The sequence below is a fragment of the Pseudomonas reactans genome, assembly GCF_013385825.1.
Lineage (GTDB): Bacteria > Pseudomonadota > Gammaproteobacteria > Pseudomonadales > Pseudomonadaceae > Aquipseudomonas > Aquipseudomonas reactans.
This window is the reverse complement of the sequence record NZ_JACAPG010000002.1, coordinates 569,953-593,705: the sequence shown is the minus strand read 5'-3', so window position 1 is coordinate 593,705 and position 23,753 is coordinate 569,953. Positions and strand designations below refer to the sequence as shown.

General features: G+C 61.3%; 26 protein-coding genes. 18 read left to right on the top strand and 8 right to left on the bottom strand.

Features of this window, described 5'->3' with window-relative positions:
* Positions 1–73: 73 nt before the first annotated feature.
* The gene (locus HX868_RS02800; protein ID WP_177001833.1) at positions 74–598 is read right to left on the bottom strand and encodes an Mpo1 family 2-hydroxy fatty acid dioxygenase; all 525 of its coding nucleotides are present in this window, start codon (positions 596–598) and stop codon (positions 74–76) included.
* Positions 599–681: 83 nt separating this feature from the next.
* Between HX868_RS02800 and HX868_RS02795 the strand changes: the two genes are divergently transcribed.
* On the top strand, positions 682–1,374 hold the full coding sequence (locus HX868_RS02795) for a Crp/Fnr family transcriptional regulator (protein WP_177001832.1): 693 nt from the start codon (positions 682–684) through the stop codon (positions 1,372–1,374).
* Between the two features lies 1 nt (position 1,375).
* Here HX868_RS02795 and uraH read toward each other — a convergent pair whose 3' ends face one another.
* Both uraH and HX868_RS02785 read right to left on the bottom strand, forming a co-directional pair.
* Positions 1,376–1,786, bottom strand: a complete 411-nt coding sequence (gene uraH, locus HX868_RS02790; RefSeq protein WP_095014240.1) for a hydroxyisourate hydrolase — start codon at positions 1,784–1,786, stop codon at positions 1,376–1,378.
* Between the two features lie 23 nt (positions 1,787–1,809).
* Positions 1,810–2,283: a GlcG/HbpS family heme-binding protein gene (locus HX868_RS02785; protein ID WP_177001831.1), complete on the bottom strand. Its 474-nt coding sequence runs from the start codon at positions 2,281–2,283 to the stop codon at positions 1,810–1,812.
* Positions 2,284–2,381: 98 nt separating this feature from the next.
* Between HX868_RS02785 and HX868_RS02780 the strand changes: the two genes are divergently transcribed.
* Both HX868_RS02780 and HX868_RS02775 read left to right on the top strand, forming a co-directional pair.
* Positions 2,382–2,747, top strand: coding sequence for a response regulator (locus HX868_RS02780; RefSeq protein WP_095014241.1), 366 nt, complete (start codon positions 2,382–2,384; stop codon positions 2,745–2,747).
* A gap of 101 nt (positions 2,748–2,848) precedes the next feature.
* A complete protein-coding gene (locus HX868_RS02775; RefSeq protein WP_177001830.1) occupies positions 2,849–3,166 on the top strand; it encodes a hypothetical protein in 318 nt (105 codons plus the stop codon).
* Positions 3,167–3,213: 47 nt separating this feature from the next.
* On the opposite strand, the gene HX868_RS02770 is transcribed toward HX868_RS02775, so the two are convergent.
* Positions 3,214–4,218, bottom strand: a complete 1,005-nt coding sequence (locus HX868_RS02770; protein WP_177001829.1) for an AraC family transcriptional regulator — start codon at positions 4,216–4,218, stop codon at positions 3,214–3,216.
* A gap of 101 nt (positions 4,219–4,319) precedes the next feature.
* Between HX868_RS02770 and HX868_RS02765 the strand changes: the two genes are divergently transcribed.
* Positions 4,320–5,414 (top strand): fatty acid desaturase, encoded by a 1,095-nt coding sequence (locus HX868_RS02765; protein ID WP_177001828.1) that lies wholly within the window; start codon positions 4,320–4,322, stop codon positions 5,412–5,414.
* Here the strand turns inward: HX868_RS02765 and HX868_RS02760 are convergent.
* From HX868_RS02760 to HX868_RS02750, 3 genes are all read right to left on the bottom strand, one after another.
* Positions 5,305–6,240, bottom strand: coding sequence for a LysR family transcriptional regulator (locus HX868_RS02760; protein ID WP_177001827.1), 936 nt, complete (start codon positions 6,238–6,240; stop codon positions 5,305–5,307). The two genes, HX868_RS02765 and HX868_RS02760, sit on opposite strands and share 110 nt — an antisense overlap.
* Positions 6,241–6,337: 97 nt before the next feature.
* A complete protein-coding gene (locus HX868_RS02755) occupies positions 6,338–7,507 on the bottom strand; it encodes a CynX/NimT family MFS transporter (RefSeq protein ID WP_177001826.1) in 1,170 nt (389 codons plus the stop codon).
* Positions 7,494–7,955 carry a nucleoside deaminase gene (locus HX868_RS02750; protein WP_177001825.1) on the bottom strand — a complete coding sequence of 154 codons (462 nt, stop codon included), beginning with the start codon at positions 7,953–7,955 and terminating at the stop codon, positions 7,494–7,496. The genes HX868_RS02755 and HX868_RS02750 overlap by 14 nt, the downstream gene beginning before the upstream one ends.
* A 108-nt stretch (positions 7,956–8,063) precedes the next feature.
* Between HX868_RS02750 and HX868_RS02745 the strand changes: the two genes are divergently transcribed.
* From HX868_RS02745 to HX868_RS02695, 11 genes are all read left to right on the top strand, one after another.
* A complete protein-coding gene (locus HX868_RS02745; RefSeq protein WP_177001824.1) occupies positions 8,064–8,915 on the top strand; it encodes a LysR family transcriptional regulator in 852 nt (283 codons plus the stop codon).
* A gap of 240 nt (positions 8,916–9,155) precedes the next feature.
* Positions 9,156–9,968 carry an energy transducer TonB gene (locus HX868_RS02740; RefSeq protein ID WP_177001823.1) on the top strand — a complete coding sequence of 271 codons (813 nt, stop codon included), beginning with the start codon at positions 9,156–9,158 and terminating at the stop codon, positions 9,966–9,968.
* Between the two features lie 51 nt (positions 9,969–10,019).
* Positions 10,020–10,742 (top strand): MotA/TolQ/ExbB proton channel family protein, encoded by a 723-nt coding sequence (locus HX868_RS02735; RefSeq protein WP_177001887.1) that lies wholly within the window; start codon positions 10,020–10,022, stop codon positions 10,740–10,742.
* A gap of 1 nt (position 10,743) precedes the next feature.
* Positions 10,744–11,145, top strand: coding sequence for an ExbD/TolR family protein (locus HX868_RS02730; RefSeq protein ID WP_177001822.1), 402 nt, complete (start codon positions 10,744–10,746; stop codon positions 11,143–11,145).
* Between the two features lie 173 nt (positions 11,146–11,318).
* On the top strand, positions 11,319–11,900 hold the full coding sequence (locus HX868_RS02725) for an alpha/beta hydrolase (RefSeq protein ID WP_177001821.1): 582 nt from the start codon (positions 11,319–11,321) through the stop codon (positions 11,898–11,900).
* Between the two features lie 157 nt (positions 11,901–12,057).
* Complete coding sequence (locus tag HX868_RS02720) at positions 12,058–12,984, top strand: sigma 54-interacting transcriptional regulator (protein WP_095014249.1); 927 nt, start codon at positions 12,058–12,060, stop codon at positions 12,982–12,984.
* Between the two features lie 127 nt (positions 12,985–13,111).
* A complete protein-coding gene (locus HX868_RS02715) occupies positions 13,112–13,894 on the top strand; it encodes a MetQ/NlpA family ABC transporter substrate-binding protein (RefSeq protein ID WP_095014250.1) in 783 nt (260 codons plus the stop codon).
* Between the two features lie 355 nt (positions 13,895–14,249).
* Positions 14,250–14,915: an amino acid ABC transporter permease gene (locus tag HX868_RS02710; protein WP_177001820.1), complete on the top strand. Its 666-nt coding sequence runs from the start codon at positions 14,250–14,252 to the stop codon at positions 14,913–14,915.
* The gene (locus HX868_RS02705; RefSeq protein ID WP_177001819.1) at positions 14,896–15,555 is read left to right on the top strand and encodes an amino acid ABC transporter permease; all 660 of its coding nucleotides are present in this window, start codon (positions 14,896–14,898) and stop codon (positions 15,553–15,555) included. The genes HX868_RS02710 and HX868_RS02705 overlap by 20 nt, the downstream gene beginning before the upstream one ends.
* Positions 15,552–16,328 carry an amino acid ABC transporter ATP-binding protein gene (locus HX868_RS02700; protein ID WP_177001818.1) on the top strand — a complete coding sequence of 259 codons (777 nt, stop codon included), beginning with the start codon at positions 15,552–15,554 and terminating at the stop codon, positions 16,326–16,328. Before HX868_RS02705 ends, HX868_RS02700 begins: the two co-directional genes overlap by 4 nt.
* Positions 16,325–17,173 carry a transporter substrate-binding domain-containing protein gene (locus tag HX868_RS02695; protein WP_177001817.1) on the top strand — a complete coding sequence of 283 codons (849 nt, stop codon included), beginning with the start codon at positions 16,325–16,327 and terminating at the stop codon, positions 17,171–17,173. Before HX868_RS02700 ends, HX868_RS02695 begins: the two co-directional genes overlap by 4 nt.
* Positions 17,174–17,263: 90 nt before the next feature.
* Here HX868_RS02695 and HX868_RS02690 read toward each other — a convergent pair whose 3' ends face one another.
* Positions 17,264–18,424, bottom strand: coding sequence for an AAA family ATPase (locus HX868_RS02690; RefSeq protein WP_177001816.1), 1,161 nt, complete (start codon positions 18,422–18,424; stop codon positions 17,264–17,266).
* Between the two features lie 121 nt (positions 18,425–18,545).
* Between HX868_RS02690 and HX868_RS02685 the strand changes: the two genes are divergently transcribed.
* Genes HX868_RS02685 through HX868_RS02675 form a run of 3 tightly spaced genes read left to right on the top strand, consistent with a single transcriptional unit; the run spans position 18,546 to position 23,745 of the window.
* Positions 18,546–19,628 carry an efflux RND transporter periplasmic adaptor subunit gene (locus HX868_RS02685; protein WP_016975000.1) on the top strand — a complete coding sequence of 361 codons (1,083 nt, stop codon included), beginning with the start codon at positions 18,546–18,548 and terminating at the stop codon, positions 19,626–19,628.
* A complete protein-coding gene (locus tag HX868_RS02680; RefSeq protein WP_177001815.1) occupies positions 19,625–20,695 on the top strand; it encodes an efflux RND transporter periplasmic adaptor subunit in 1,071 nt (356 codons plus the stop codon). Before HX868_RS02685 ends, HX868_RS02680 begins: the two co-directional genes overlap by 4 nt.
* A complete protein-coding gene (locus tag HX868_RS02675) occupies positions 20,692–23,745 on the top strand; it encodes an efflux RND transporter permease subunit (protein WP_177001814.1) in 3,054 nt (1,017 codons plus the stop codon). Before HX868_RS02680 ends, HX868_RS02675 begins: the two co-directional genes overlap by 4 nt.
* Positions 23,746–23,753 lie beyond the last annotated feature (8 nt).

The window sequence follows — 23,753 nt, the reverse complement described above, 5'->3', positions numbered from 1 at the left end:
TCTGTAGGAGCCGGCTTGCCGGCGATGGCGGTCTTGAGGGCCCCATCGCCGGCAAGCCGGCTCCTACAAGGTTTCAGGCTGGGGAATTGTGGCGGTGGGTACGTACCGGCCCCGAACGCTCCTCGATCTGTTGCTTGAGGTCATGGCGCAGCCCCAGCAGAAACGCCAACTCCGCCACCACAAACAACGGCCCCACGATCAGCCCCGACACGTCATCCACAAACGCCGGCTTCTTGCCTTCGTAGTAATGCCCGACAAACTGAATCACCCAACCCACCACAAACATCCCGATGCCGCTGCTGAGCCACACCAACGTGCTCTGCGCCGCCAGCACATGCCCGGCCCATACCGACAGGCCCATCAATACCGTCATCAGCACGCCCAGTGCCAACTCCAGGCGCAGGTAAAACCACGCCGAAAACAGCGCTAGAAGAACGGCCGGTGAGATCCACAGCCCACCGACAGCCCACTCAGGGCGGGACAGAAGCACGGCTACCGCGACGACAATCAGCGGGATGCCGACAAAGTGGCTGGCGATGTTGCGCGGGTCGCGGTGGTAGGCAGCGTATTGACTGAGGTGGTCGACGAGGCTTTTCATTGTTGTTCCTCCTGTAGGATGCTTGATCATGCCTTGTCAGCCGGTGGCGAACTGTCAGTTGGGCGACAATCTTAGGAGTTCACATGGACGCGGAACAATGGCGCTCGCGGTTGGCCACCGGTCATTGGTTCAGCCACCTGCCCGCGCCTTTTCAGCATAGCTTGCTGGCTAATTCCCGCGTGAGACAGCTCGCGGCGGGAGAGTATCTGTTCAAGCGCGGCGATCCGCCGTGCGGCTTGTATGCCGTGCTGGAAGGCGCCGTGCGGATCAGCGCGGTCAATGCCCAAGGCAAGGAAGCGGTACTGAGCCTGGTCGAGTCGCCTTACTGGTTCGGTGAGATATGCCTGTTTGACAGCTTGCCGCGCACGCACGATGCGCTGGCGATGGGCCCGTGCACACTGTTGCAGATCCCGCAGGGACCTATGCTCGAAATCCTCGACGATTACCCGGCGTACTGGCGGGATGTGGCGCTGCTGATGAGCCACAAGTTGCGCCTGTCGTTGATCAATATCGAACAGATAAGCCTGATGCCCACGTCGGTGCGTCTGGCCCATCGGTTGCTGATGATCGCCGAAGGCTACGGTGAAATAGCCCAGACGCGCCGCGTCCTGCAGTTGCCGCAGGAAGATTTGGCGGCGATGTTGGGCCTGTCGCGTCAGACCATCAACAGTCTGCTCAAGGCGCTGGAGCAGCAGGGCATCCTCGGCTTGAGTTACGGTGCGATTGAGGTGCTCGACCTGCAACGCCTGCGGCATGCCGCAGGCGTTGACGGTTGAACTAGGAGCCGCGATACGTGGAGAAACCGTAAGGGCTAAGCAGCAACGGGATGTGGTAGTGCTGGTCGGCCTGCTTGACCTGGAAAATGACCGGCACTTCGGGGAAAAATGTCTCGCGACCGGCTTTTTTGTAGTAATCGCCGGTCTTGAACACCACGCGGTACTCGCCGGGCTTCATGGCTTGGTTGGCCGGGAACAGTTCGGCGATGCGCCCCTGCTGGTTGGTGACACCTTCGGACAGCGACTGCCAGTGATCGCCTACGTGTTGCTCCAGGGTGACGCTGACACCGGCAGACGGCAGGCCGTTTTCCAGGTTGAGCACGTGCACGCTCAGGGGGTTGCCGTCCGCGAATGCCAGATTGCACAGGCTGCTCAGGCTGAGGGCGGCGAGGGTCATGCTTAGGGTTTTCATCGAGAGGTCCTTTCGAGGTGGAGTCAGGGGGTGACGCGCAAACCCAGTTGCTCGGCAGCCTTGATGGCACAGGCTTCGTCCTGCGCAGCGCCGCCGGCACCGGCGATGCCGAGTGCACCGACCAGTTCAGCGTCGGCGAACAACGGCACGCCGCCGCCGAGCAACAGCAATTCGGGCAAGCTGTTAAGGTTGGCCGCTTCGGGGTTGTTGCGGGCGCGCTCGGCAAACAAGCGAGTCGGGGTTTTTGTCGATAGCGCGGTGTATGCCTTGCGTTGGCTGGCGAGACTGTTGTGCGGGCCAACGCCATCGGCTCGCAGGCTCAGCAATGGATTACCGCCCCGGTCGAGTACGGTAAGTGCCGCCGTGCACTGCGCCAGGCTGGCGTCTGCCAGTTGGCGTGCGGTGTGCAAATCCAGGTCAGCGTGGCGCGGCAGCGGTGGTGCTGCCAGGACGCTGGCGCTGATGGCGAAGCTCAAGAACAAGGCATTGCGGTACATGGGAACGGCTCCAGAAAGCAGGCCGCTACCTTAGCCAGCGGTCTCGGTCAAAAGCCGAACAATTCGATTACAGGTTTGTAATGAACCAAGAGGTAGGCATGCAGGTGTTGTTAGTGGAAGACCAGCCGAAATTGGCGCAACTCATGGCCCAGGGCTTGAGTGAGGCCGGCTTCGCAGTGGAAGTCGCAGCCAATGGCATGGCAGCTCAGCGGTTTGTGGAAAGCACTGACTATGACTTGGTGATCCTGGATGTCATGTTGCCGGGTTTGAATGCCTGGAAGTTGCAGCAGGCGATTCGCAAGAAGGGCGAGACGCCGGTGTTGTTCTTGACGACCCCGGAAGGGATCGAGGACCGCCTGCGCGGGTTGGAACTGCATGAGGATGATTACTTGCTCAAGCCGTTTGAAGCCAAGGCCTTGGTGGCGCGGGTGAAGAAGGTGTTGCGGCGTGATCGTGGGCGCTAGCCTGTAAGTAGGCTCGTACCTGTCAAGGTTGACAGTAGATTGGGTGTTTAAGGGAGTGCAGACTTTGATCGTCAATTGTGACATTCAAGGAGTGAGCACTCATGTCATCTAAACCCGCAACAAAGGACGTTCCAGAAAATACTGCAATAGATCCTCCAGTGGTAAGTACCCCGCAGGGCGGTGGAACTTACTCGAACCCTGTCAAGTTTTCAGGCACTGGCCTTCCTGGTTGGTGGGTTTATTTTTTCACTGTCCCGACTAATGGCGATGATATTGGCAGTGCCATAGTGGATGAGCAGGGGAACTGGACGTTCGACGCTTATCTGGGGCCTGGTACTTTTAAAGTGTTCGGCTGGCAAACAGATAACCGGCAGCGCTCGCCTTGGACACCTTTTATTGAATTTACAGTGACATCTTGAAGCCGTACTCCCTTTTTTCGCTGACAAGTTTCGGGAGGTCGGTACTGCTAGCGCAAACCCTCCCGAAACTGCCCCGGCGTCATCCCCGTCCAGCGCTTGAACGCGCGGTTGAAACTGCTGGTGTCGGCGAACCCAAGTAAATGGCTGATCTCGGCCAATGAGCACTGCGGATCCCGCAAATGCAGCAACGCCAAATTCTCCCGGCACTCATTGAGCAACGCATCAAACCGGCAGCCTTCATCCGCCAGATGCCGTTGCAGGCTGCGCAGGCTCAGGTGCAGCGCCTGGGCGACGCGCTCAGCGCTGGGCTCGCCGTCGGGCAATTGCGCTTCGATCACCCGGCGTACCTTGCGCTCCCAGGTCAGCGGTTGCAGTTGGGCGAGGGTGCGCTTGAGCACGGTTTCGTTGTGTTCGGCCAGTTCGGGGTTGGCATCGTCCAGGAGGCTGTCGAAATCCTGGGCGGCGAACTCCAGGCGGTCTTCCTCAGCGCCGAAAAACACCGGCGCGCGAAATACTGTGTGCCATGGCTTGGGATCGGCCGGTTCCGGCCTTCGCAGGTACACCGCCAGCGGAGCGTATTCGCGCCCCAGGCGATTGCGACAGGTACGCACATAGATCGCCGCAAACGCATCGATGGCCTCGAAGGCTGGCGCTGGGTTTCCCGGTAGTTGCAGCAAGCGGAACCGATAGCGTTCGCCGTCGCCGCTCAGCTCCAGGCTCAAGGCATCGCTGACCACCTGGTGATACCGCACGATGCGCTCGAACACCTCGCGCAAGCTCCCACTGGCCACCAGCGCATATCCCAGCGCATGAAACGTGGTGGGGCTGACGAACCGCGACACCCGCAGCCCAATCGCTGGATCGCCGCTGGCCTGCACCGCCAGTTCCCACAAGCGCGTGGTGGCCGACAGCGGGTAGCGTGCGTTGGGATCGTCCATCTGCTGCGGGTCGAGCCCGGCTTGTTGGCACAACGCGGCGCTGTCGAGGCCCAGGGCGTCGAGCTGCTTGCGCAGTGCGCGGGTCCAACTGGCGAGGGAGGTGGGTTCGGTCATGGCGATTGGCGCGTGCGGTCAACAGGTTGGCGTCCGGGGCTAGCATCCTGATTGATCGCTTGGGGCAGGATGTGAGCATCAATAAACAAGAGGATGGAAGCATGGACGGTACTTCTGCAAGTCCCCAGCAGATGAACGCTCAACAGCGCTCCGCGCATATCCGTGAAGTGGTGCTGGCCGAAGGCGTGCGACTGCGCCAGCAACACCCTTGGCTGCTGCATCAGGACGCGCTGGGCGCGGGCATCCTGGCGTTTGCACTGCTCGGCATGCTGGGCTCGGCGGCGCTCTACATCACGGGTCATATGGCCTGGTGGGTGTGCCTGCTGCTCAATGCGTTCCTGGCTTCACTGACCCACGAGCTGGAACACGACCTGATCCACAGCATGTACTTTCGCAAGCAGCGCCTGCCCCACAACCTGATGATGGGCCTGGTGTGGCTGGCGCGGCCGAGCACGATCAACCCGTGGGTGCGCCGGCACCTGCATCTCAACCATCACAAGGTCTCCGGCACCGAGACCGATATGGAAGAGCGCGCCATCACCAACGGCGAGCCCTGGGGCTTTGCGCGGTTGCTGATGGTCGGCGATAACGTCATGTCGGCGTTTATCCGCATCCTGCGGGCCAAGACCTGGAAGCACAAACTGATGATCCTCAAACGCTCACTGCTGGTGTATGCACCCCTGGCGCTGCTGCATTGGGGCGCGTGGTACGTGTTCCTCGGTTTTCATGCCGCCAACGGCGTCGCCGGTCTGTTCGGCGCGCCCATCGAGTGGTCCGCCGGTACCCTGCAGATGATGCAGGTGGTTGATATCGCCGCCGTGGTGATCATCGGCCCCAACGTGCTACGCACCTTTTGCCTGCACTTTGTCAGCTCCAACATGCACTACTACGGCGATGTGGAACTGGGCAATGTGATCCAGCAGACCCAAGTGCTGAACCCCTGGTGGATGTGGCCGTTGCAGGCGTTCTGCTTCAACTTTGGCAGCACCCATGGCATCCACCATTTTGTGGTGAAGGAACCGTTTTACATCCGCCAGATGACGGCTAAGGTGGCCCATAAGGTGATGGCTGAGATGGGCGTGCGTTTCAATGACTTTGGGACATTCGCGCGGGCCAATCGGCTTGGTTTTCCACCGCCAGCAGGGTTTCGATCAACGCCTTCGCCGCAGGCGACAAACGCACCCCAGCGCGGCTGATCACCCCGCAACGATTGCCGAGGCTGTCCAACGCGTGTGGCAGATTGCGCCAGTGCAGCACCTGTAATTGACCACTGGCGAATGCGTCGACGAAAGCCTCTTCGGCGCCCAGGCCGATGGCGTCGGATTGCCGCACGATGGTGGCCAGCGCCGCGAACTGTTCAAGCTCGATGGTGGGTGCAAAGTCGATGCGCCCACTGAGGTTGGCCAGCAGCTTGCGAATGCCGGGCGCAATCAGTGGCGTGGCCAGCGGGTGGCTGAACAGGTCGTTGGTGGACAGGCTTTCCTTGGCCAGTAGCGGGTGCCCGGCGCGGCAGAAAAACACGCTGCGCCGAGGCGTCAGGGCCTGGGTCTGAAAGTTCGGGTCAGCCTCGAAGTGACGCACGTCGGCGATAAAGAATTCGATCTCTTCACGGTTCAGGCTGCGTCCGAGTTTTTCCCAGTTATCCACCTGCAACGCAGTGCGCACCTTGGGGTAGGTGGAGACAAAGCGCGCGATCGTCTGGGGCACCAAGTTCACGGCGGCCACAGCGTCGCTGCCGAAGCGCACTTCACCGGCGTCGAGTTTGGTCATGCGCGTGACTTCATGGCTCAGCAACGCCGCGCCTTGCACCAGGCTCAATGCGTGTTGCAGCACCACCTGGCCTTCGGGGGTGGGGCGCAGGTCTTTGTTCGCGCGGTCCACCAGCACACAGCCGAATTCCTGTTCCAGGCCCTGGATGCTGCGGCTGAACGCTGGTTGCGTGATGCCCATGGCCTCCGCCGCGCGCACGAAACTGCGGTGCTCGTTGAGCGCGATGAAGTAGCGCAGTTGACGAAGGTCCATGGTGTGCCCGGCATCCTATAGGGGAACTGGGATTTTAAGGGGGCCGCTTATTCCGTCAATGAAGCATTTTTGTTTTATCTAGATCTTAAATGCATATCTATAGAGCGGGTGCCGTGCGGTAAGTGGCGGGGCTGAACACGCGGGTCACCACCAGCATCGCCACCGCTGTCACCGTCAGCACCACCCAGGCACTGACAAAGCTGCCGGTGAGTTCACGCAGCCAGCCGGTCAGCCACGGCGAAATCGCGTTGATCAAAAAGCCCACGCCCTGCACGAACGCCGCCAGTTGCCCGGCCTGGCGCGGGTCGCGGTGGTGGTCGAGGGTCAGCAACAGGCTCAGGGCAAAGCAGGCACCCAGGCCGAATCCGCACAGCCCCACCCACAGATGAGGAAACTGCAACGGCGCCATCAGCAGGCCGAGGTAACCGATGGTCTGGGCCAATAGGCTGACCCACAGCAGCGGCCGACGGTCGACCCCGCGTTGTGCCAATACTGGCATCACCAGCGCGGCGATCACCTGAAAGATCGTCATGAAGGCCAGCAACGAACCACTGGGCAGTACGCTCCAACCCAGTTGCTGATAGTAGGCCGGCAGCCACGCCACCATGCTCATGTAGCCGCAATTCACCAAGCCAAAATACAGTGCCAGCAGCCACGCACGGCGATTACGCAGGCCTTTGAAGGCCGGGATGACTGTCGCGCTTTTTGCCGCGCCCAGGGGCAACCAGGCCCATAACAACAGTGCGGCCAACGCGGGCAGCAACCACACACCGAGCCCGGCTTCCCATTGCTGGAAATGCGTGGCTACCACTGGACTGAGCAGCGCCGCCAGCCCGCCACCAGCCATCAACGAGGCCGAATACACCCCCATTGCCACCGGTACGCGGTGATGAAACTCGCGCTTGATCATCGCCGGCACCAACGCCTGGATCAGTGCGACGCCAGCACCGCCGAGCAGCGCGGTCACTAGCAGCGTCGAGCCCTGGCCCATCAGCCAGCGGGCCAGGCACGCCAGCAGGATCATCATCAGGCCAAGGGCGATGCCACGGCGTTCACCGAGCTGCGCTTCAACCCGCACGCCCACCAGCGCCACCAGGCCCATGCACACCACGGGCAGGCTGGTGAGCAGGGCGCTGCTCTGGAAACTCAAGCCGGTGGCCAGGCGAATTTCGCCGAGCAACGGGCTGATGGAGCTGAGGATCGGCCTTAAGTTGAGGCCCAGGACGACCAGCAGGCCCCAGCCGGCGAGGGATTTATTCAGGGGCATGCAGGGTTTTCCATTGGTGGTACAGCGCGGTTATGGTTGCATCGGGCAGGTGCTGGATCGGCAGGCGTTGCTCGTTGAAGGGCAGGCCTATCTGCTGGCCGATCAGCGCCGTCGACAGGCCGAAAGGCTCGGCCATTTCATTGCTGGCCGCAAACACCACGCGTTCCACGCCGCACAGGTACATGGCACTCAGGCACATCGGGCAGGGTTGGCCGCTGGCGTAGATGACGCAACCGTCCAGGCGCGCGCCGAGTTGCCGGCTGGCCGCGCGGATCGCTAACAATTCAGCGTGGGCGGTAGGGTCCTGGGTCAGGTGGATTTCATTCACCGCTTCAACCAGCACATCGCCGTCGCGCGTCAACACCGCGCCAAACGGTCGGCCACCCTGGGCGACGTTGGTCTGGGCAAGTTGGATCGCGCGTTGCAGGTGCTGGTGATCGTCGGTCATGGAAATCCCTCCGGGCATGATTGGAGGGTGAAGTATGGGCAGCCGTCGGGGTATTCTGAAATTAAATATAACCATGCCAACCAGTGGCAAATGGAATGGTAAGCGGCCATGTTCGATCCCGTGTTGTTGCGCAGTTTTGTCGCCGTAGTGGATTGCGGCAATTTCACCCGCGCCGCCGAGCGCCTGCACTTGACTCAGTCCACGGTCAGCCAGCAGATCCGCCGCCTGGAAGAGGCGGTGGCGTGTCAGTTGCTGGACCGGGATCAGCGCCAGGTGGTCGCTACTGCGGAAGGCGAGCGCTTGCTGGCCTATGCACGGCGCATCCTGGCGCTGCATGAAGAAGCCGCCGATGTGTTGATCAGCCAGCAAAGCGACGGAGTGCTGCGCCTGGGTGTGCCGGAGGACTTTGCATCCGAACGGCTGATGCCGCTGCTGTCGGCGTTTGTGCTGGCTTTCCCTAGGGTGCGCCTGGAGGTCACCAGCGGCCTCGGTCCCGAGTTGCAGCGCCAGTACCGCAGCGGAGAGTTCGACGTGTTGCTGGTCAAGCAGATGGGCGACAGCGACGATTGCCTGGCCTCATGGCCGGAGCCCTTGTGCTGGGTGGATAGCCGCAGCACGCCATCCCTGGGGCGCGACCCGTTGCCGTTGGTGGCGTTTCCAGTGGGCGGCCTGTACCGCAATGAAATGCTGCAGCACTTGGAAGTCGGCGGCTGGCGCTGGCGCATCGGGTATTCCAGTGCGAGCCTGGCGAGCGTGTGTGCGGCGGTGGCGGCGGGGTTGGGCATCAGTTTGCTGCCCCGTCGAGTCGTACAGCCAGGGCACAGCGTATTGGGTCCGGACAGCGGCTTGCCCAGGGTGGAAGGTGTGCGGTTGGCGCTGTATGGCCGCAGTGGCTTGGGAGCGGCAGGGCAGAGTCTGCAACGCCAATTGCTCGATTTGTGTGCGAACAGCCCTGTCTGAGCGATGCTTTTTCTGAATATTTTTTATGCCTGAAAGGCATTCAAAAGCAACGCCTTTGCGCCAGCCCGCGCAGGACGGGGCTTTGCCGTTTTTGCATGTTTCATTTATTCAATTTAGATCTATCTATAACTTTAAAGATTACTTTAAGAGATAAGCGTCTGGCCCCGATGATTCAGCCCTCGACGGCCTCCCATGCAGGCCTGTCGGTTTTTTGTGTCAAAAACCGTAGGGAGTGAATCAATGGGCAATGTCCAGACCGCCGCCAGTGCACACGAGGCGCAATGGCGCCAGGCACCGGGTGGTGAGTTGGTCGACCTTGGCCGGCCGCACCGCGCGCCGTTGGGGCAGCTGCGCACGCAGAAAACGCCGAAGCGTTTCTCCAGCCGTCGCGAAGGGATCCTGCTGGGTTTGCTGGTGCTGGCCCTGCACGGTGCGGTGATCTACTGGGTGAGCCAGAAGCCGACCCCGGTGCTGCCGATCGTACCGCCGGAAATTCCGCCGATGACCATCGAGTTTTCCCAGCCGGCTCCCCCAGTGGTGGAGCCGCCACCGCCCGTGCCGCCACCGCCGCCGCCACCCGTGGTCGAGCCACCGCCGCCGGTGGTGGATGAGCTGGCTGCCAAACCGGCACCGCCAAAACCGATTCCAAAACCCAAGCCCAAGCCGGTTCCAAAGCCTGAGCCCAAGCCCGCACCGAAGCCGGTCGAGCAGCCGCCCGCGCCACCGACACCGGCACCACCTGCGCCTCCAGCACCACCGGCGCCGGCCCCAGTAACACCCGCTTCGGCCAACGCTGCGTACCTGAAGAACCCGGCGCCGGAGTACCCGTCACTGGCCCAGCGCCGCGGCTGGGAAGGCACGGTGTTGCTCAGGGTGCATGTATTGGCTAGCGGCAAGCCGGGTGAGATCCAGATCCAGAAAAGCAGCGGTCGCCAGCAACTCGACGACGCTGCGCTGGCCGCGGTGAAACGCTGGAGTTTCGTGCCGGCCAAGCAGGGCGATGTGGCCCAGGACGGCTGGGTCAGCGTACCGATCGATTTCAAGATTCACTAACTATTCGGCTGCGGTGTGTTGCACACGCCGCGACCTGCACAGAGGGAACACATCATGGCATTAGCATCTCCACTTGAATCCATCGAAAGCGCGGTGATCTGGCTGCTGGTGGTCTTTTCGGTCGCCACCTGGGGCCTGGCCCTGCTCAAGGGCGTGCAGTTCGGTCGCCTGAAGGCGCAGGATCGCAAGTTTCACAAACAGTTCTGGGCGGCGTCGAGTCTCGACTCGGCCGCCGAGTTGGCTGACACCCAGCCCGGCGCCGCTGCCCGTGTGGCCCAGGCCGGTTATGCCGCGATCCAGGTGGGCGACACCCCGCACGCTGCCGACTTGAGCCAGGCGATCAATCACCAGGACCGTCTCGAACGTGCATTGCGCCAACAGATCGTGCGTGAACGCCGCTCCCTGGAAACGGGCCTGGCCGTGGTCGCCAGTATCGGCAGCACCTCGCCGTTTATCGGCCTGTTTGGCACTGTGTGGGGCATCATGGAAGCGCTCAAGGGCATTAGCGCCGCCGGTTCCGCCAGCCTCGAAACCGTGGCCGGCCCGATTGGCGCGGCATTGGTCGCCACCGGTGTGGGTATCGCCGTCGCGGTGCCTGCGGTGCTGGTCTACAACTATTTCCTGCGTCGCCTCAAGCTGACGGCTGCCGACCTCGATGACTTCGCCCACGACTTCTACAGCTTGGCGCAGAAAAACTCCTTCCGCGTATTGCTGCACCCAGCGCTGAGCAAAGCCAGCGCCGGTAACCTGCAAAAAGTGAAGGAGGCGTCTTGAGATGGCCTTCTCCACGCAAGACAGCGATGAGGTACTGAGCGAGATCAACGTCACGCCGCTGGTGGACGTGATGCTGGTGCTGCTGGTGGTGTTTATCGTCACCGCGCCGCTGCTGACCAACGCAATCCCGATCAACCTGCCCAAGACCGAGGCTGTGGCCCCGGTGGAGCAGAAAGACCCGCTCGTGGTGAGTATCGATAGCGCCGGCAAATTGTTTATCAACAAGGACGAAATCCAGCCGGACCTACTGGAATTCAATCTGCAGGCGGCCAAGGCCAAGGACCCCGATGTGCGGGTGCAACTGCAGGCTGACGATGGCGTGAACTACGGCGAAGTGGCGCGAGCCATGGCGTCTATCGAGCGCGCGGGCATTACCAAGTTGTCGGTGATTACCGCACGTTAATTGCAAAAGCCTCGACAATTTTTTGGCCGTCTCCTTGGCAGGGTGCGGCCTTTTTTTTGCGTAAAATTCGTTTGTGTTTTTGGTTATTAATAAATAGCTTCTTATTCCTTAACGAATATAACACCCGTCCCTATACTGTTCAGCAACGTTAAACGCTGCAGGAGGGCACACCCATGCACAGCGAGTCGATTCGTTACCTGATCGTGCCGGGCTGGCAAGGATCGCCAGAAGATCATTGGCAAAGTCACTGGCAGAACAGCCTGCCCAACAGCGCCCGTGTGGAGCAGGCTGACTGGCTGACCCCACGCCGCGAAGACTGGGTCGCCGCGCTGGCCGAGGCCATTGCGGCCGACAGCACGCCAGTGATCCTCATCGCCCACAGCCTGGGCTGCATCACCGTGGCGCATTGGGCAGCCACTGCGCCGGTGCAGTTCCTGCGGCAGGTGCGCGGCGCTTTGCTGGTGGCCCCGGCGGATGTCGAACGATCTGCTTGCTCGCCTGCATTGCGTAATTTCGCGCCCATTCCCACCGACCTGCTGCCATTCCCGAGCCAGGTGGTCAGTTCCGACAACGACAGTGCCGTCAGCGCGCCTCGGGCGTTGGAGCTGGCACGCAATTGGGGCGCCGAAGCCGGGATTCTGTCCGGTGCCGGGCATATCAATGTGAAGTCCGGCCACCAACGCTGGGAGCAGGGATTTGCTTACCTGTACCGCCTGCAAAGTCGCCTTGAGCATCACGCCCGGCGCACTGCCTAAAGCCAATCATGTAGGAGCGAGCTTGCTCGCGAAGAATGCAAAGGCGACGTGGATTCACAGGTAGCGCTGCATCATCGTTGACGTTTTTCGCGAGCAAGCTCGCTCCTACACATTTTCAACGCCCCGTCCCTTAAGTGGATTGGGGCGGGAGCCTGCCATGAGTCTGCATGAAACCTACGGTCAGCCGTTGCTGACCTTCCCCGACGCCGAAAAAAGCCCGCTGAGCATCCGCGCCAAAGCGCTGGTGTTTGTCGACCCCCGTTCGCGCCAACTGCGCGAAGACCTCGAAAGCCTCGCGCCGCGCGCCTTGCCCGTATTGATTCGCGGCGAGACCGGCAGTGGTAAAGAGCTGTTGGCGCGGCATATCCACCGTGGCAGCGACCGCACTGGTTTGTTTGTCTCGGTCAATTGCGGGGCGATCAGCCCGACTTATGCCGATGCTGAATTGTTCGGTTATGCCGCCGGTAGCCACAGTGGCGCCGCCAGCAGCCGGGCCGGTTGGTTCGGTTCGGCGAATGGCGGCACGTTGTACCTGGATGAGATCGGCGATTTGCCGTTGCCGATTCAGGTAAAACTGTTGGCCGCGCTGGAAAACCACGAAGTCACTCGCGTCGGCGCCCATCAGCCCAGCCCGGTGGATGTGCGCCTGGTCGCCGCCACCAGCATCGACCTGGCCCAGGCCGTGGCAGCCGGCAAGTTCCATGAGCGCTTGTTTCACTACTTGAGCGAAGGGCGTCTGGACTTGCCAGCACTGCGCGAACGCGTGGGTGACATCCTGTCCCTGGCCGAGTACTTCCTAGGTATTTACAGCCAGCGTCTGGACCTGCCGGTGCCGCTGATCAGCGATGCCGCCCAGCGCGTGCTGGAACTCCACAGCTGGCCGGGCAATACCCGTGAGCTGGAAAACGTCATTCACTTCGCGTTGCTGGTGAGCAGCGGCGACGAGATCCTGCCCGAGCATCTGAACCTGCCGGTCGCAGGTTCGCCGTTGGAACAGGTGCAGCGCATTTTCCAGAGTGCCAGCCCCGCCGAGCAGGAAACGCTGCGTAAATTCCTACATGAACAAAATGGAATATCAACGTGAATAAAAGATATTGTTCGGGAATAAAAAATCTAGGTATTGTCCCTACCACGCCGCGATGGCACTTCGCTGGCACATCACATAAAAAACGGTCGTCAGAGACGCCCCGCAATTCCGATAAGGACACTGCATGAAAAAGGTTCTGTTGTTTACCGCACTGGCGGCTGCCCTGACTGCCGGCCTGGCCCAGGCCAACGAGAAACTGGTCGTTGCCGCGACCCCGATCCCCCACGCCGAGATCCTTGAGCTGATCAAGCCGACCCTGGCCAAAGAAGGCGTGGACCTGCAGATCAAAGTCTTCACCGACTACGTTCAACCCAACACGCAGGTGGCCGAAAAGCGCCTCGATGCGAACTACTTCCAGACCCTGCCGTACCTGGAAAACTTCAACAAGGGCAAGGGTACCAACCTGGTGACCGTGGTCGGCGTGCACGTTGAACCCATCGGCGGCTACTCGAAAAAGATCAAGAACATCTCTGAGCTCAAGGATGGCGCCACTGTGGCCATCCCGAACGAAGGCTCCAACAGCGGCCGTGCCCTGTTGCTGCTGCAAAAGAACGGTCTGATTACGCTGAAAGACCCGACCAATGCTCTGTCCACGCCGAAAGACATTGCCAGCAACCCGAAAAACCTGAAGTTCAAGGAACTGGAGTCGGCGCTGCTGCCACGCGTGCTGGACCAGGTTGACCTTGATGTCATCAACACCAACTACGCCCTGGAAGCCGGCCTGAACCCGGCCAAAGATGCGCTGATCATCGAAGACGCCAAGTCGCCGTACGTGAACTTCCTGGTGGCTCGCCCGGACAACAAGGACAGCGACGCTATCCAGAAACTGTCCAAGGCCCTGACCAGCCCGGAAGTCAAAGCGTTCATCGAGAAGAAGTACAACGGCGCGGTCGTGCCTGCGTTCTGATGTAACTCAAAACCCCCTTCAAGGTTTGAACGCCGACGGCTGTTACAGCGTCGGCGTTTTTTTATGACGTGCTATTAATCGCCCTGCGCAGCGCCATCAACCACTTCACCAACTCCTGCGGATCCATCGGTTTCACTTCCTGCATGGTTCAATCCCTCGAATCTCAGACCCCCCAACCATAGCTGCCACTCGCCAAACCCGCGAACCCGGGGGTTATCTTTTTGGGTGATATCAATATGCTATTTGGGTATTTAAATTTTCTTTTTTATACCTTTAAAGTTCGCGCTACCCGGCGTTACCCACGCCAGATTGGATTGCGCTCGCTGCATTACCCTTGCGGCGTCATGGACTGGAAATGACCTTCGATTTCGATTTTATCCTCAGCACCCTGCCGGCGTTTCTGAAAGCCGTGGGCGTGACGCTGCAAGTGGGCCTGATCGCCATCGCCACCTCGTTGCTGGTAGCGCTGATCAATGCGGCGCTGCTGGTGTTTCGCACGCCGTACCTCTCGCGTCTGGTGGCGCTCTATGTGGAGCTGGCGCGTAACACGCCGTTGCTGATCCAACTGTTCTTCGTGTACTTCGCGCTGCCGGCCCTGGGCTTCAATATTTCCGGGTTCTGGGCGGCGATCATCACCATGACCTTCCTCGGCGGTGCCTACCTCACCGAAGTGCTGCGTGCGGGCGTGGAAGCGGTGCCGCTGGCCCAGATCGAGTCGGGCAAGTCCATCGGCCTGTCCGACTGGCAACTGCTGCGCCATGTGATCCTGCCTCAGGCCGGCATCCTCAGCCTGCCGGCGTTGTTCGCCAATTTCATCTTCCTGCTCAAAGAGACCACCGTAGTTTCCGCCGTGGCGGTGCCGGAGATTCTCTACACCACCAAGAGCTACATCGCCCTTTACTACAAGACCTACGAAATGCTCGCCGTGCTGACGTTGATCTGCGTGTTGCTGTTCTTGCCGCTGTCGCTGTTGCTCAGCCGCCTGGAAAGGAGGCTCCAGCATGGCCAGTTCGGGTCTTGAGTTGTTGTGGGTGTCGTTGCCGCAATTGGGCAAGGGCGCTGCGCAAACCCTGTCGATCTCGTTCTTGAGCATCGCGTTCAGCACCATCGGCGGCGTGTTGTATGGCGTGCTGCGCACCTTGAACAACCGACTGATCAACGTGGTGCTGCGGGTGTATTTGGAGCTGTTCCGCGCGATCCCGGTGCTGGTGTGGTTGTACCTGCTGTTTTTCGGGCTGCCGATTTTCTTCGGTTTGAGCATCCCGAGCTTCTGGTGCGCCGTGCTGGTGCTGTCGCTGTGGGGCGCCAGCGAGGTGGGCGAAGTGGTGCGCGGTGCCTTGCATTCGCTGCCACGCGGGCAACGTGAAGCGGGGTTGTCGATTGGTCTCTCGGACCCGCAGCTCTACGGCTACGTGCTGCTGCCCCAAGCCCTGAAACGCATGACGCCGCCGACCATCAATGTCTACACGCGCATCATCAAGACCAGCTCCCTGGCGGTGCTGATCGGCGTGGTGGACGTGATCAAGGTCGGCCAGCAAATCATCGAACGCACCTATGAGTCGGTATTGATCTACGGCGTGCTGTTCCTGTTTTTCTTCTTTATCTGCTACCCGTTGTCGGCCGCCTCCAAGGTGCTGGAACGGCGCTGGGCCCAAGCATGAGTGCATTGATCGAGTTCCAGGGTTTCAACAAATTCTTCGGCGAGGCGCAGGTGCTCAAGGGCATCGACTTGCGCGTGCAAAGCGGCGAAGTGGTGGTGATCCTCGGCCCCAGCGGTTGCGGCAAAAGCACCTTGCTGCGTTGCCTCAACGGCCTGGAAGTGGCCCACAGCGGCAGCCTACGTTTTGCAGGCAAAGAGCTTTTGGACAAAAGCACCGACTGGCGCCAAGTACGCCAGGACGTGGGCATGGTGTTTCAGAGCTACCACTTGTTCCCGCACATGAGCGTGCTCGACAACATCCTGCTCGGCCCCTTGAAAGTACAAAAACGCGACCCGCGCGAGGCCCGCGCCCAAGCAGAAAAACTGCTGGAGCGTGTGGGCCTGGCCGACAAGCGCGACGCCTTCCCGCGCCAGCTCTCCGGCGGTCAGCAGCAACGCATCGCCATCGTTCGTTCGCTGTGCATGAACCCTCAGGTCATGCTCTTTGACGAAGTCACCGCCGCCCTCGACCCGGAAATGGTCAAGGAAGTGCTGGAAGTGATCCAGGGGCTGGCCCGCGATGGCATGACCCTGCTGATCGTTACCCACGAAATGGCCTTCGCCCGCGCCGTCGCTGATCGCGTGGTCTTCATGGAGGCCGGTCGCATCCTCGAACACAACACCCCCGAGGCATTCTTTACGAACCCGCAAACCGCACGCGCGCAGCAGTTCCTGGAGAAGTTCTCCTTTGTTTCAACACTGCCCAAGAAAACCAAGGAACTGGAGCTGATATGAAAAAGTTACTGCTGCCACTGTTTGCCGTCGCACTGCTGGCCGGCTGCGATAAAAAGGCCGAAGAGCCTGTAAAACCTGCCGCTGTCAGTTACATCGATAAGATCAAGGCTCGCGACAAGCTGATCGTCGGTGTCTTCACCGACAAACCGCCGTTTGGTTTTGTGAACGAAGCCGGCCGCTACGTTGGTTTCGATACCGACATCGGCCGCCAATTCGCCAAGGACCTGCTGGGCGATGAAAACAAAGTCGAGTTCGTCGCCGTCGAGCCGGCGAGCCGTATTCCGTTCCTGCAAAGCGACAAGGTCGACCTGATCCTCGCCAACATGACCGTGACCCCGGAGCGCAAGGAAGCCGTGGACTTCACCAACCCCAACCTGAAAGTCGCAGTACAGGCCCTGGTGCCGAACGACAGCGCCGTCAAAAGCCTGGATGACCTGGCCACCCGCACCACCATCGTTACCACCGGCACCACCGCCGATATCTGGCTGACCAAAAACCACCCGGACTGGAAACTGCTCAAGTTCGAGAAAAACTCCGAGTCGTTGCAGGCGTTGTCCGCTGGCCGTGGTGATGCGTATGCCCAGGACAACCTGGTGCTGTTCAGCTGGGCCAAGCAGAACCCGGGCTACCGTGTGCTGGAAGAAAAGCTGGGTGATGAAGCGCCGATTGCACCCGCGGTGAAGAAGGGCAACGTCGAACTGCGCGACTGGGTGAATGCCGAGCTGGCCAAGTTGGGCGAGGAGAAATTCCTGCTCAAGCTGTACGACCAATATGTGCGTAAAGAGCTGAGCGATGACACCAAGCCGGAAAGTGTGATTGTTGAAGGCGGGAAGTGGCAGGGCTGATTCAGCTATCGCCGGCAAGCCGGCTCCTACAGGTCACCGTAGTCCTTGTAGGAGCCGGCTTGCCGGCGATGAGGCCCTCCCAGTCACCGGCTATTGCGGCCAATGCCACGCCGGCGCGTCCAGAATCCCCTGGCCCACAATCTGGGTTTCCCCCAACACCTTCTCCAACACAATCGAATTGCACCCCTCATCCTGCTGCAACGCCGCAATCAAGCGGCTGGCATGGGACACCACCCACACCTGGCATTGACGCGACGCCTGGATAATCAAGCGCGCCAACGCCGGCAACAGGTCCGGATGCAAACTGGTTTCCGGCTCGTTCAGCACCATCATGGTCGGCGGTCGAGGTGTGAGCAGCGCCGCGATCAGCAGCAGGTAACGCAAGGTGCCGTCGGACAGCTCCGCCGCCGATAACGGTCGCAGCAACCCTTCCTGATAAAACTCAATCGCAAAGCGCCCGCCCGGCAATGGCTGGATATTCAGACGCGCGCCGGGAAACGCATCGCTGACTGCGCGCTGCAATGCCTCGGGATCGCCAATTTCTCGAATCGTCTGCAATGCCGCTGCCAGATCGCGCCCGTCGTGATGGAGCACTGGCGTGCGTGTGCCTAGTTGTGGCTGACGCACTGGCGCGTCCACATCGCTGCGAAAGTGATCGTAAAAGCGCCAGCCACGGATGCTTTCGCGCAGCAGCAACACCTCCGGTGAGCCGCGCAGGCTGCCAACCTGATCGAACAGGCTGTGGTAGTTCGGCGTGTGCTGGGCCAGCACATCCCAGGCGCGGCCCTCACGTGCCCGCACCATCGGCCCGGAACGCTGCACCAGCAGGCTGGCCGGGCGGTAGATGGGGCCGGCCCAGATGCATTCCTTCTTGACCTCGGGGTCGAGGGAGAAAAACGACTCGCTCGGTTCAGGCAACCCCAAGGAAATGGCGTAGCTGAAATCCTCCCCGGCAAACCCCAGGCGCAGGCGTTTCACACCTTGGCGCACGGTGGACTCAATCGGCACTTCGCCGTTGTGCATGCGTCGGCTGATGGTCTCGGGCCCGGCCCAGAAGGTCGAGTCCAGCCCACCCTCACGGGCCAGCGCATTGATCACCCCACCCTGGGCGGTTTCCGCCAGCAGGCGCAGGGCGCGGTACAAGTTGGATTTGCCGCTGCCATTGGGCCCTGTCACCAGGTTCAGCCGGTCCAGGGGCACTAACAATTTGTTGATCGAGCGGTAATTGGCTACCGCGAGTGTCTTGAGCATGGGCATTCAGTCGGCGTGGGAACCATTGGAGTATGGGAGCCTCCATGCAGATAAGGAACCCTGAACTAAGCTCACAGTCGCATACACACTGGCACGTCGGCATCACGCACAAGGAGCCTGCATGGGCGGTCGCATTTTCACCTGTATTTTCGGACTTGGCCTACTGGCGCTGTTAAGCGGCTGTGGCGAGGAAAAGGCCGAACCCAAGCAGCACTCACGTGTGTTCGTGCAGACCGTGCAGCCAGCGGATTTTGCTGCTGCGGTCACGCTGACCGGCGATATCCAGGCCCGTGTGCAAACCGATCTGTCCTTTCGCGTGGGCGGCAAGATCATCCAGCGCATGGTGGACGTCGGTGACCGTGTGAGCGCCAAGCAAGTGCTGGCCAAGCTCGATCCCAAGGACTTGCAGACCAACGTCGACTCCGCCCAGGCCCAAGTCGTGGCCGAACAGGCGCGGGTCAAGCAGACCGCCGCTGCCTTCGTGCGCCAGGAAAAACTCCTGCCCAAGGGCTACACCAGCCGCAGCGAATACGACTCCGCCCAGGCCGCGCTGCGCAGCAGCCAGAGTGCTCTCGCCGCCGCCCAGGCCCAACTGGCCAACGCCCGCGAACAGCTCGGCTATACCGCGCTGATCGCTGAAGCGCCGGGAGTGATTACCGCGCGCCAGGCCGAAGTCGGCCAGGTGGTGCAGGCCACCGTGCCGATTTTCAGCCTGGCGCGGGATGGCGAGCGCGATGCGGTGTTCAACGTCTATGAGTCGCTGCTGGTGGAGCCGCCACCGGAGGCGCCGATTACCGTCAGCCTCTTGGATAACCCGAGCATCAAGGCCGTGGGCAAGGTGCGTGAAGTCACGCCCGCCGTGGCCGCCAATACCGGCACCGTGCAGGTGAAGATCGCCCTGCAAGCGTTGCCCAAAGGCATGGAACTCGGCTCGGTGGTCAGCGCCACCGCCAATGGCCCGGCCAAGGCCAGTATTGAATTGCCTTGGGCCGCACTCACCAAGGACCTCAGCGAACCCGCCGTATGGCTGATCGACAGCGACGGCAAGGCGCAATTGCACAAGGTCACGGTGGCGCGTTACCTCACCGGCAAAGTCATCATTGGCGACGGCCTCAAGGGAGGCGAGAAAGTTGTGGTGGCCGGCGGGCAATTGCTGCACCCCGGCATGATCGTCGAGATCGCCCAGCAAGGAGCCCAGCCATGAAGCGCCTGACGGTGTTGCTCGCCGCCAGCCTGTTGCTGGTGGCTTGTTCGAAGGAAGAGCCGCCACCCGAACCGGTGCGCCCCGTGCTGTCCATGGAAGTGAAAGCCGAGGACCAGGAAAACCTCGGCCGTTTCGCCGGCACCATCCAGGCCCGCTATGAAAGCAACCTGGGTTTCCGTGTGCCCGGCCGCATTGCCCGCCGCGCCGTGGACGTGGGCGCCGAGGTTGAGAAGGGCGCCTTGCTTGCCGTCCTCGACCCCACCGACCAACAGAACCAATTGCGCGCAGCCCAGGGCGACCTGGCGCGCGTGCAGGCGCAATTTATCAACGCCCAGGCCAACGCCCGGCGCCAGCAGGAGCTGTTCAACCGCGGCGTCGGCGCCCAGGCCCAGCTGGACATTGCCCAGACCGACCTGAAAACTACCCAGGCTTCACTCGACCAGGCGCAAGCCTCGGTCAACCAAGCCAAGGACCAACTCAACTACGCCGAATTGCGCACCGATCACGCCGGCATCGTCACCGCGTGGAATGCCGAGGCCGGCCAGGTGGTCAGCGCCGGCCAGCAAGTAGTGACCCTGGCCCGCCCGGACATCAAGGAAGCGGTGATCGACCTGCCCGCCGGCCTGGCCGAGCGCCTGCCCCATGACGTGGTGTTCCTCGTCGCCGGGCAACTCGACCCCAGCGTCAACACCACCGCCATCGTGCGCGAGATCGAACCCCAGGCCCAGAGCGCCACACGCACCCGTCGTGCGCGCCTGACCCTGGCCGAAACACCGCCCGCGTTCCGCCTTGGCACGGCGATCAGCGTGACCTTGAGCACCGCCATCGCGCCGCGCATCGAAGTGCCCCTGAGTGCCTTGCAGGAGGTCGACGGCAAGACCCGCATCTGGCTGCTCGACACCCAAAGCCAGACCGTGCAACCGCGCGACATCACGGTGATCAGCCGTGACGCCAACAGCGCCTTGCTCAATGGCGGCGTCAAACCCGGCGAGCGTATCGTCACCGCCGGCGTGAACAGCCTGAAACCCGGGCAAAAAGTCAAAATCGACGAGGACAGCCCGCGATGAAAGGGAGCTTCAACTTATCCGACTGGGCCCTCAAGCATCAGTCCTTCGTCTGGTACCTGATGTTCGTCGCGCTGCTGATGGGCGTGTTCTCGTACATGAACCTGGGTCGCGAGGAAGACCCTTCGTTCACCATCAAGACCATGGTGATCCAGACCCGCTGGCCGGGTGCGACCCAGGAAGAAACCCTCAAGCAGGTCACCGACCGCATCGAGAAAAAACTCGAAGAGCTCGACTCCCTCGACTACGTGAAAAGCTACACCCGGCCAGGCGAGTCCACGGTGTTCGTGTTCCTCAAGGACACCACCAGCGCCAAGGCCATTCCGGAGATCTGGTACCAGGTCCGCAAGAAGATTGACGACATTCGCGGCACCTTCCCCCAGGGTTTGCAGGGGCCGTCGTTCAACGATGAGTTCGGTGACGTGTTCGGCTCGGTGTACGCCTTTACCGGCGACGGCCTGTCGATGCGTCAACTGCGCGACTATGTGGAGCAGGTGCGCGCCGAGATCCGTTCGGTGCCGGGGCTGGGCAAGGTCGAGATGATCGGCCAGCAGGACGAAGTGATTTACCTCAATTTTTCCACGCGCAAACTGGCCGCCCTGGGGATTGACCAGCGCCAAGTGGTGCAAAGCCTGCAATCGCAGAACGCGGTGACACCGGCCGGGGTGATCGAGGCCGGGCCGGAGCGGATCTCGGTGCGCACGTCGGGGCAGTTCGCTTCGGAAAAGGACCTGGCCAACGTCAACCTGCGGCTTAACGACCGCTTCTATCGGCTGGCGGACATCGCTGATATCAGCCGAGGCTATGTGGACCCGGCGCGGCCGATGTTCCGTTTCAATGGCAAGCCGGCGATTGGCCTGGCGATTGCCATGCAGAAGGGCGGCAATATCCAGTCGTTCGGCAAGGCCCTGCATGGGCGCATGGACGAGCTCACCGCCGACCTGCCAGTGGGCGTCGGTGTGCACAAGGTGTCAGACCAGGCTGAGGTGGTGGAAGAGGCCGTTGGCGGATTTACCAGCGCACTGTTCGAAGCGGTGATCATCGTGTTGGTGGTGAGCTTCATCAGCCTTGGCATGCGCGCCGGATTGGTGGTTGCGTGCTCGATTCCGTTGGTGCTGGCGCTGGTATTCGTGTTCATGGAATACAGCGGCATTACCATGCAGCGGGTGTCGTTGGGCGCGTTGATCATTGCCCTCGGCCTGTTGGTGGATGACGCGATGATCACCGTCGAGATGATGATCACGCGCCTGGAGAAAGGCGAAACCAAGGAGCAGGCGGCGACCTACGCCTATACCTCCACGGCATTCCCGATGCTGACCGGTACCCTGGTCACAGTCGCCGGCTTTGTGCCGATTGGCCTCAACGCCAGTTCGGCGGGCGAGTACACCTTTACTCTGTTCGCGGTGATTGCTGTAGCGATGCTGGTGTCGTGGGTGGTGGCGGTGCTATTTGCGCCGGTAATTGGCGTGCATATCCTCAGCGCCAAGGTGAAACCCCACGACGCCGAGCCGGGGCGGATTGGCCGGGCGTTCAATGGCGGCATGCTGTGGGCCATGCGTAACCGCTGGTGGGCGATTGGCATCACCGTGGCACTGTTTGTGGCGTCGGTGTTCTCCATGCAGTTCGTGCAGAACCAATTCTTCCCGTCATCGGACCGCCCGGAAATCCTGGTTGACCTGAACCTGCCGCAAAACGCCTCGATCAACGAGACACGCAAGGCCGTTGACCGCCTGGAAGCGATCATCAAGGACGACCCGGACATCGCGCGTTGGAGCACTTATATCGGTCAGGGCGCGATCCGGTTCTACCTGCCTCTCGACCAGCAACTGGAAAACCCCTACTACGCGCAGTTGGTCATCGTGAGCAAGGGCCTGGAAGAGCGCGGTGAGTTGATCGCGCGGCTGCAAAAGCGCCTGCGTGATGATTTCGTCGGCATCGGCAGCTTTGTGCAGCCGCTGGAAATGGGCCCGCCGGTGGGTAGGCCGATTCAGTATCGCGTGTCGGGCAAAGACACTGATCAAGTGCGCAAACACGCCATCGAATTGGCGACCTTGCTGGATAAGAACACCCACCTGGGCGAGATCATCTACGACTGGAACGAGCCGGGCAAAGTGCTGCGTATCGACATCGCCCAGGACAAGGCGCGGCAATTGGGGCTGTCGTCGGAAGACGTGGCGCAGTTGATGAACAGCGTGGTCAGCGGCGCCTCGGTGACCCAGGTGCATGACGATATCTACCTGATCAACGTGGTCGGCCGCGCCGAAGATGCCGAACGCGGTACGCCGGAAACCTTGCAGAACCTGCAGATCGTCACACCCAACGGCACCTCGATTCCGCTGCTGGCGTTCGCCACGGTGCGCTATGAGCTGGAGCAGCCGCTGGTGTGGCGCCGCGACCGTAAACCGACGATCACCATCAAGGCGTCGGTGCGTGATGAGATGCAGCCGACGGACCTGGTGAAACAGCTCAAGCCGGAGATCGACAAATTCAGCGCCGGCCTGCCGGTGGGCTACAAGGTTGCCACTGGCGGCACCGTGGAAGAAAGCGGCAAGGCCCAGGGCCCGATTGCCAGCGTGGTGCCACTGATGCTGTTCCTGATGGCGACCTTCCTGATGATCCAGCTGCACAGCGTGCAGAAAATGTTCCTGGTGGCGAGTGTCGCGCCGCTCGGTTTGATTGGCGTGGTGCTTGCGCTGATCCCCACGGGCACGCCCATGGGTTTCGTGGCGATTTTGGGGATCCTGGCGCTGATCGGCATCATCATCCGAAACTCGGTGATTTTGGTGACGCAGATTCATGAGTATGAGGTGGCAGGCTATACGCCGTGGGATGCGGTGGTAGAAGCCACCGAGCATCGACGCCGACCGATCCTGCTGACGGCGGCGGCGGCGAGCCTGGGCATGATCCCCATCGGCCGTGAGGTGTTCTGGGGGCCGATGGCCTACGCGATGATTGGCGGGATCATCATCGCGACTTTGCTGACGCTGTTGTTCCTGCCGGCGCTGTATGTGGCCTGGTACAAGATCCGCGAGCCGAAAAAAGAACAGGCTTGATGGGGCTG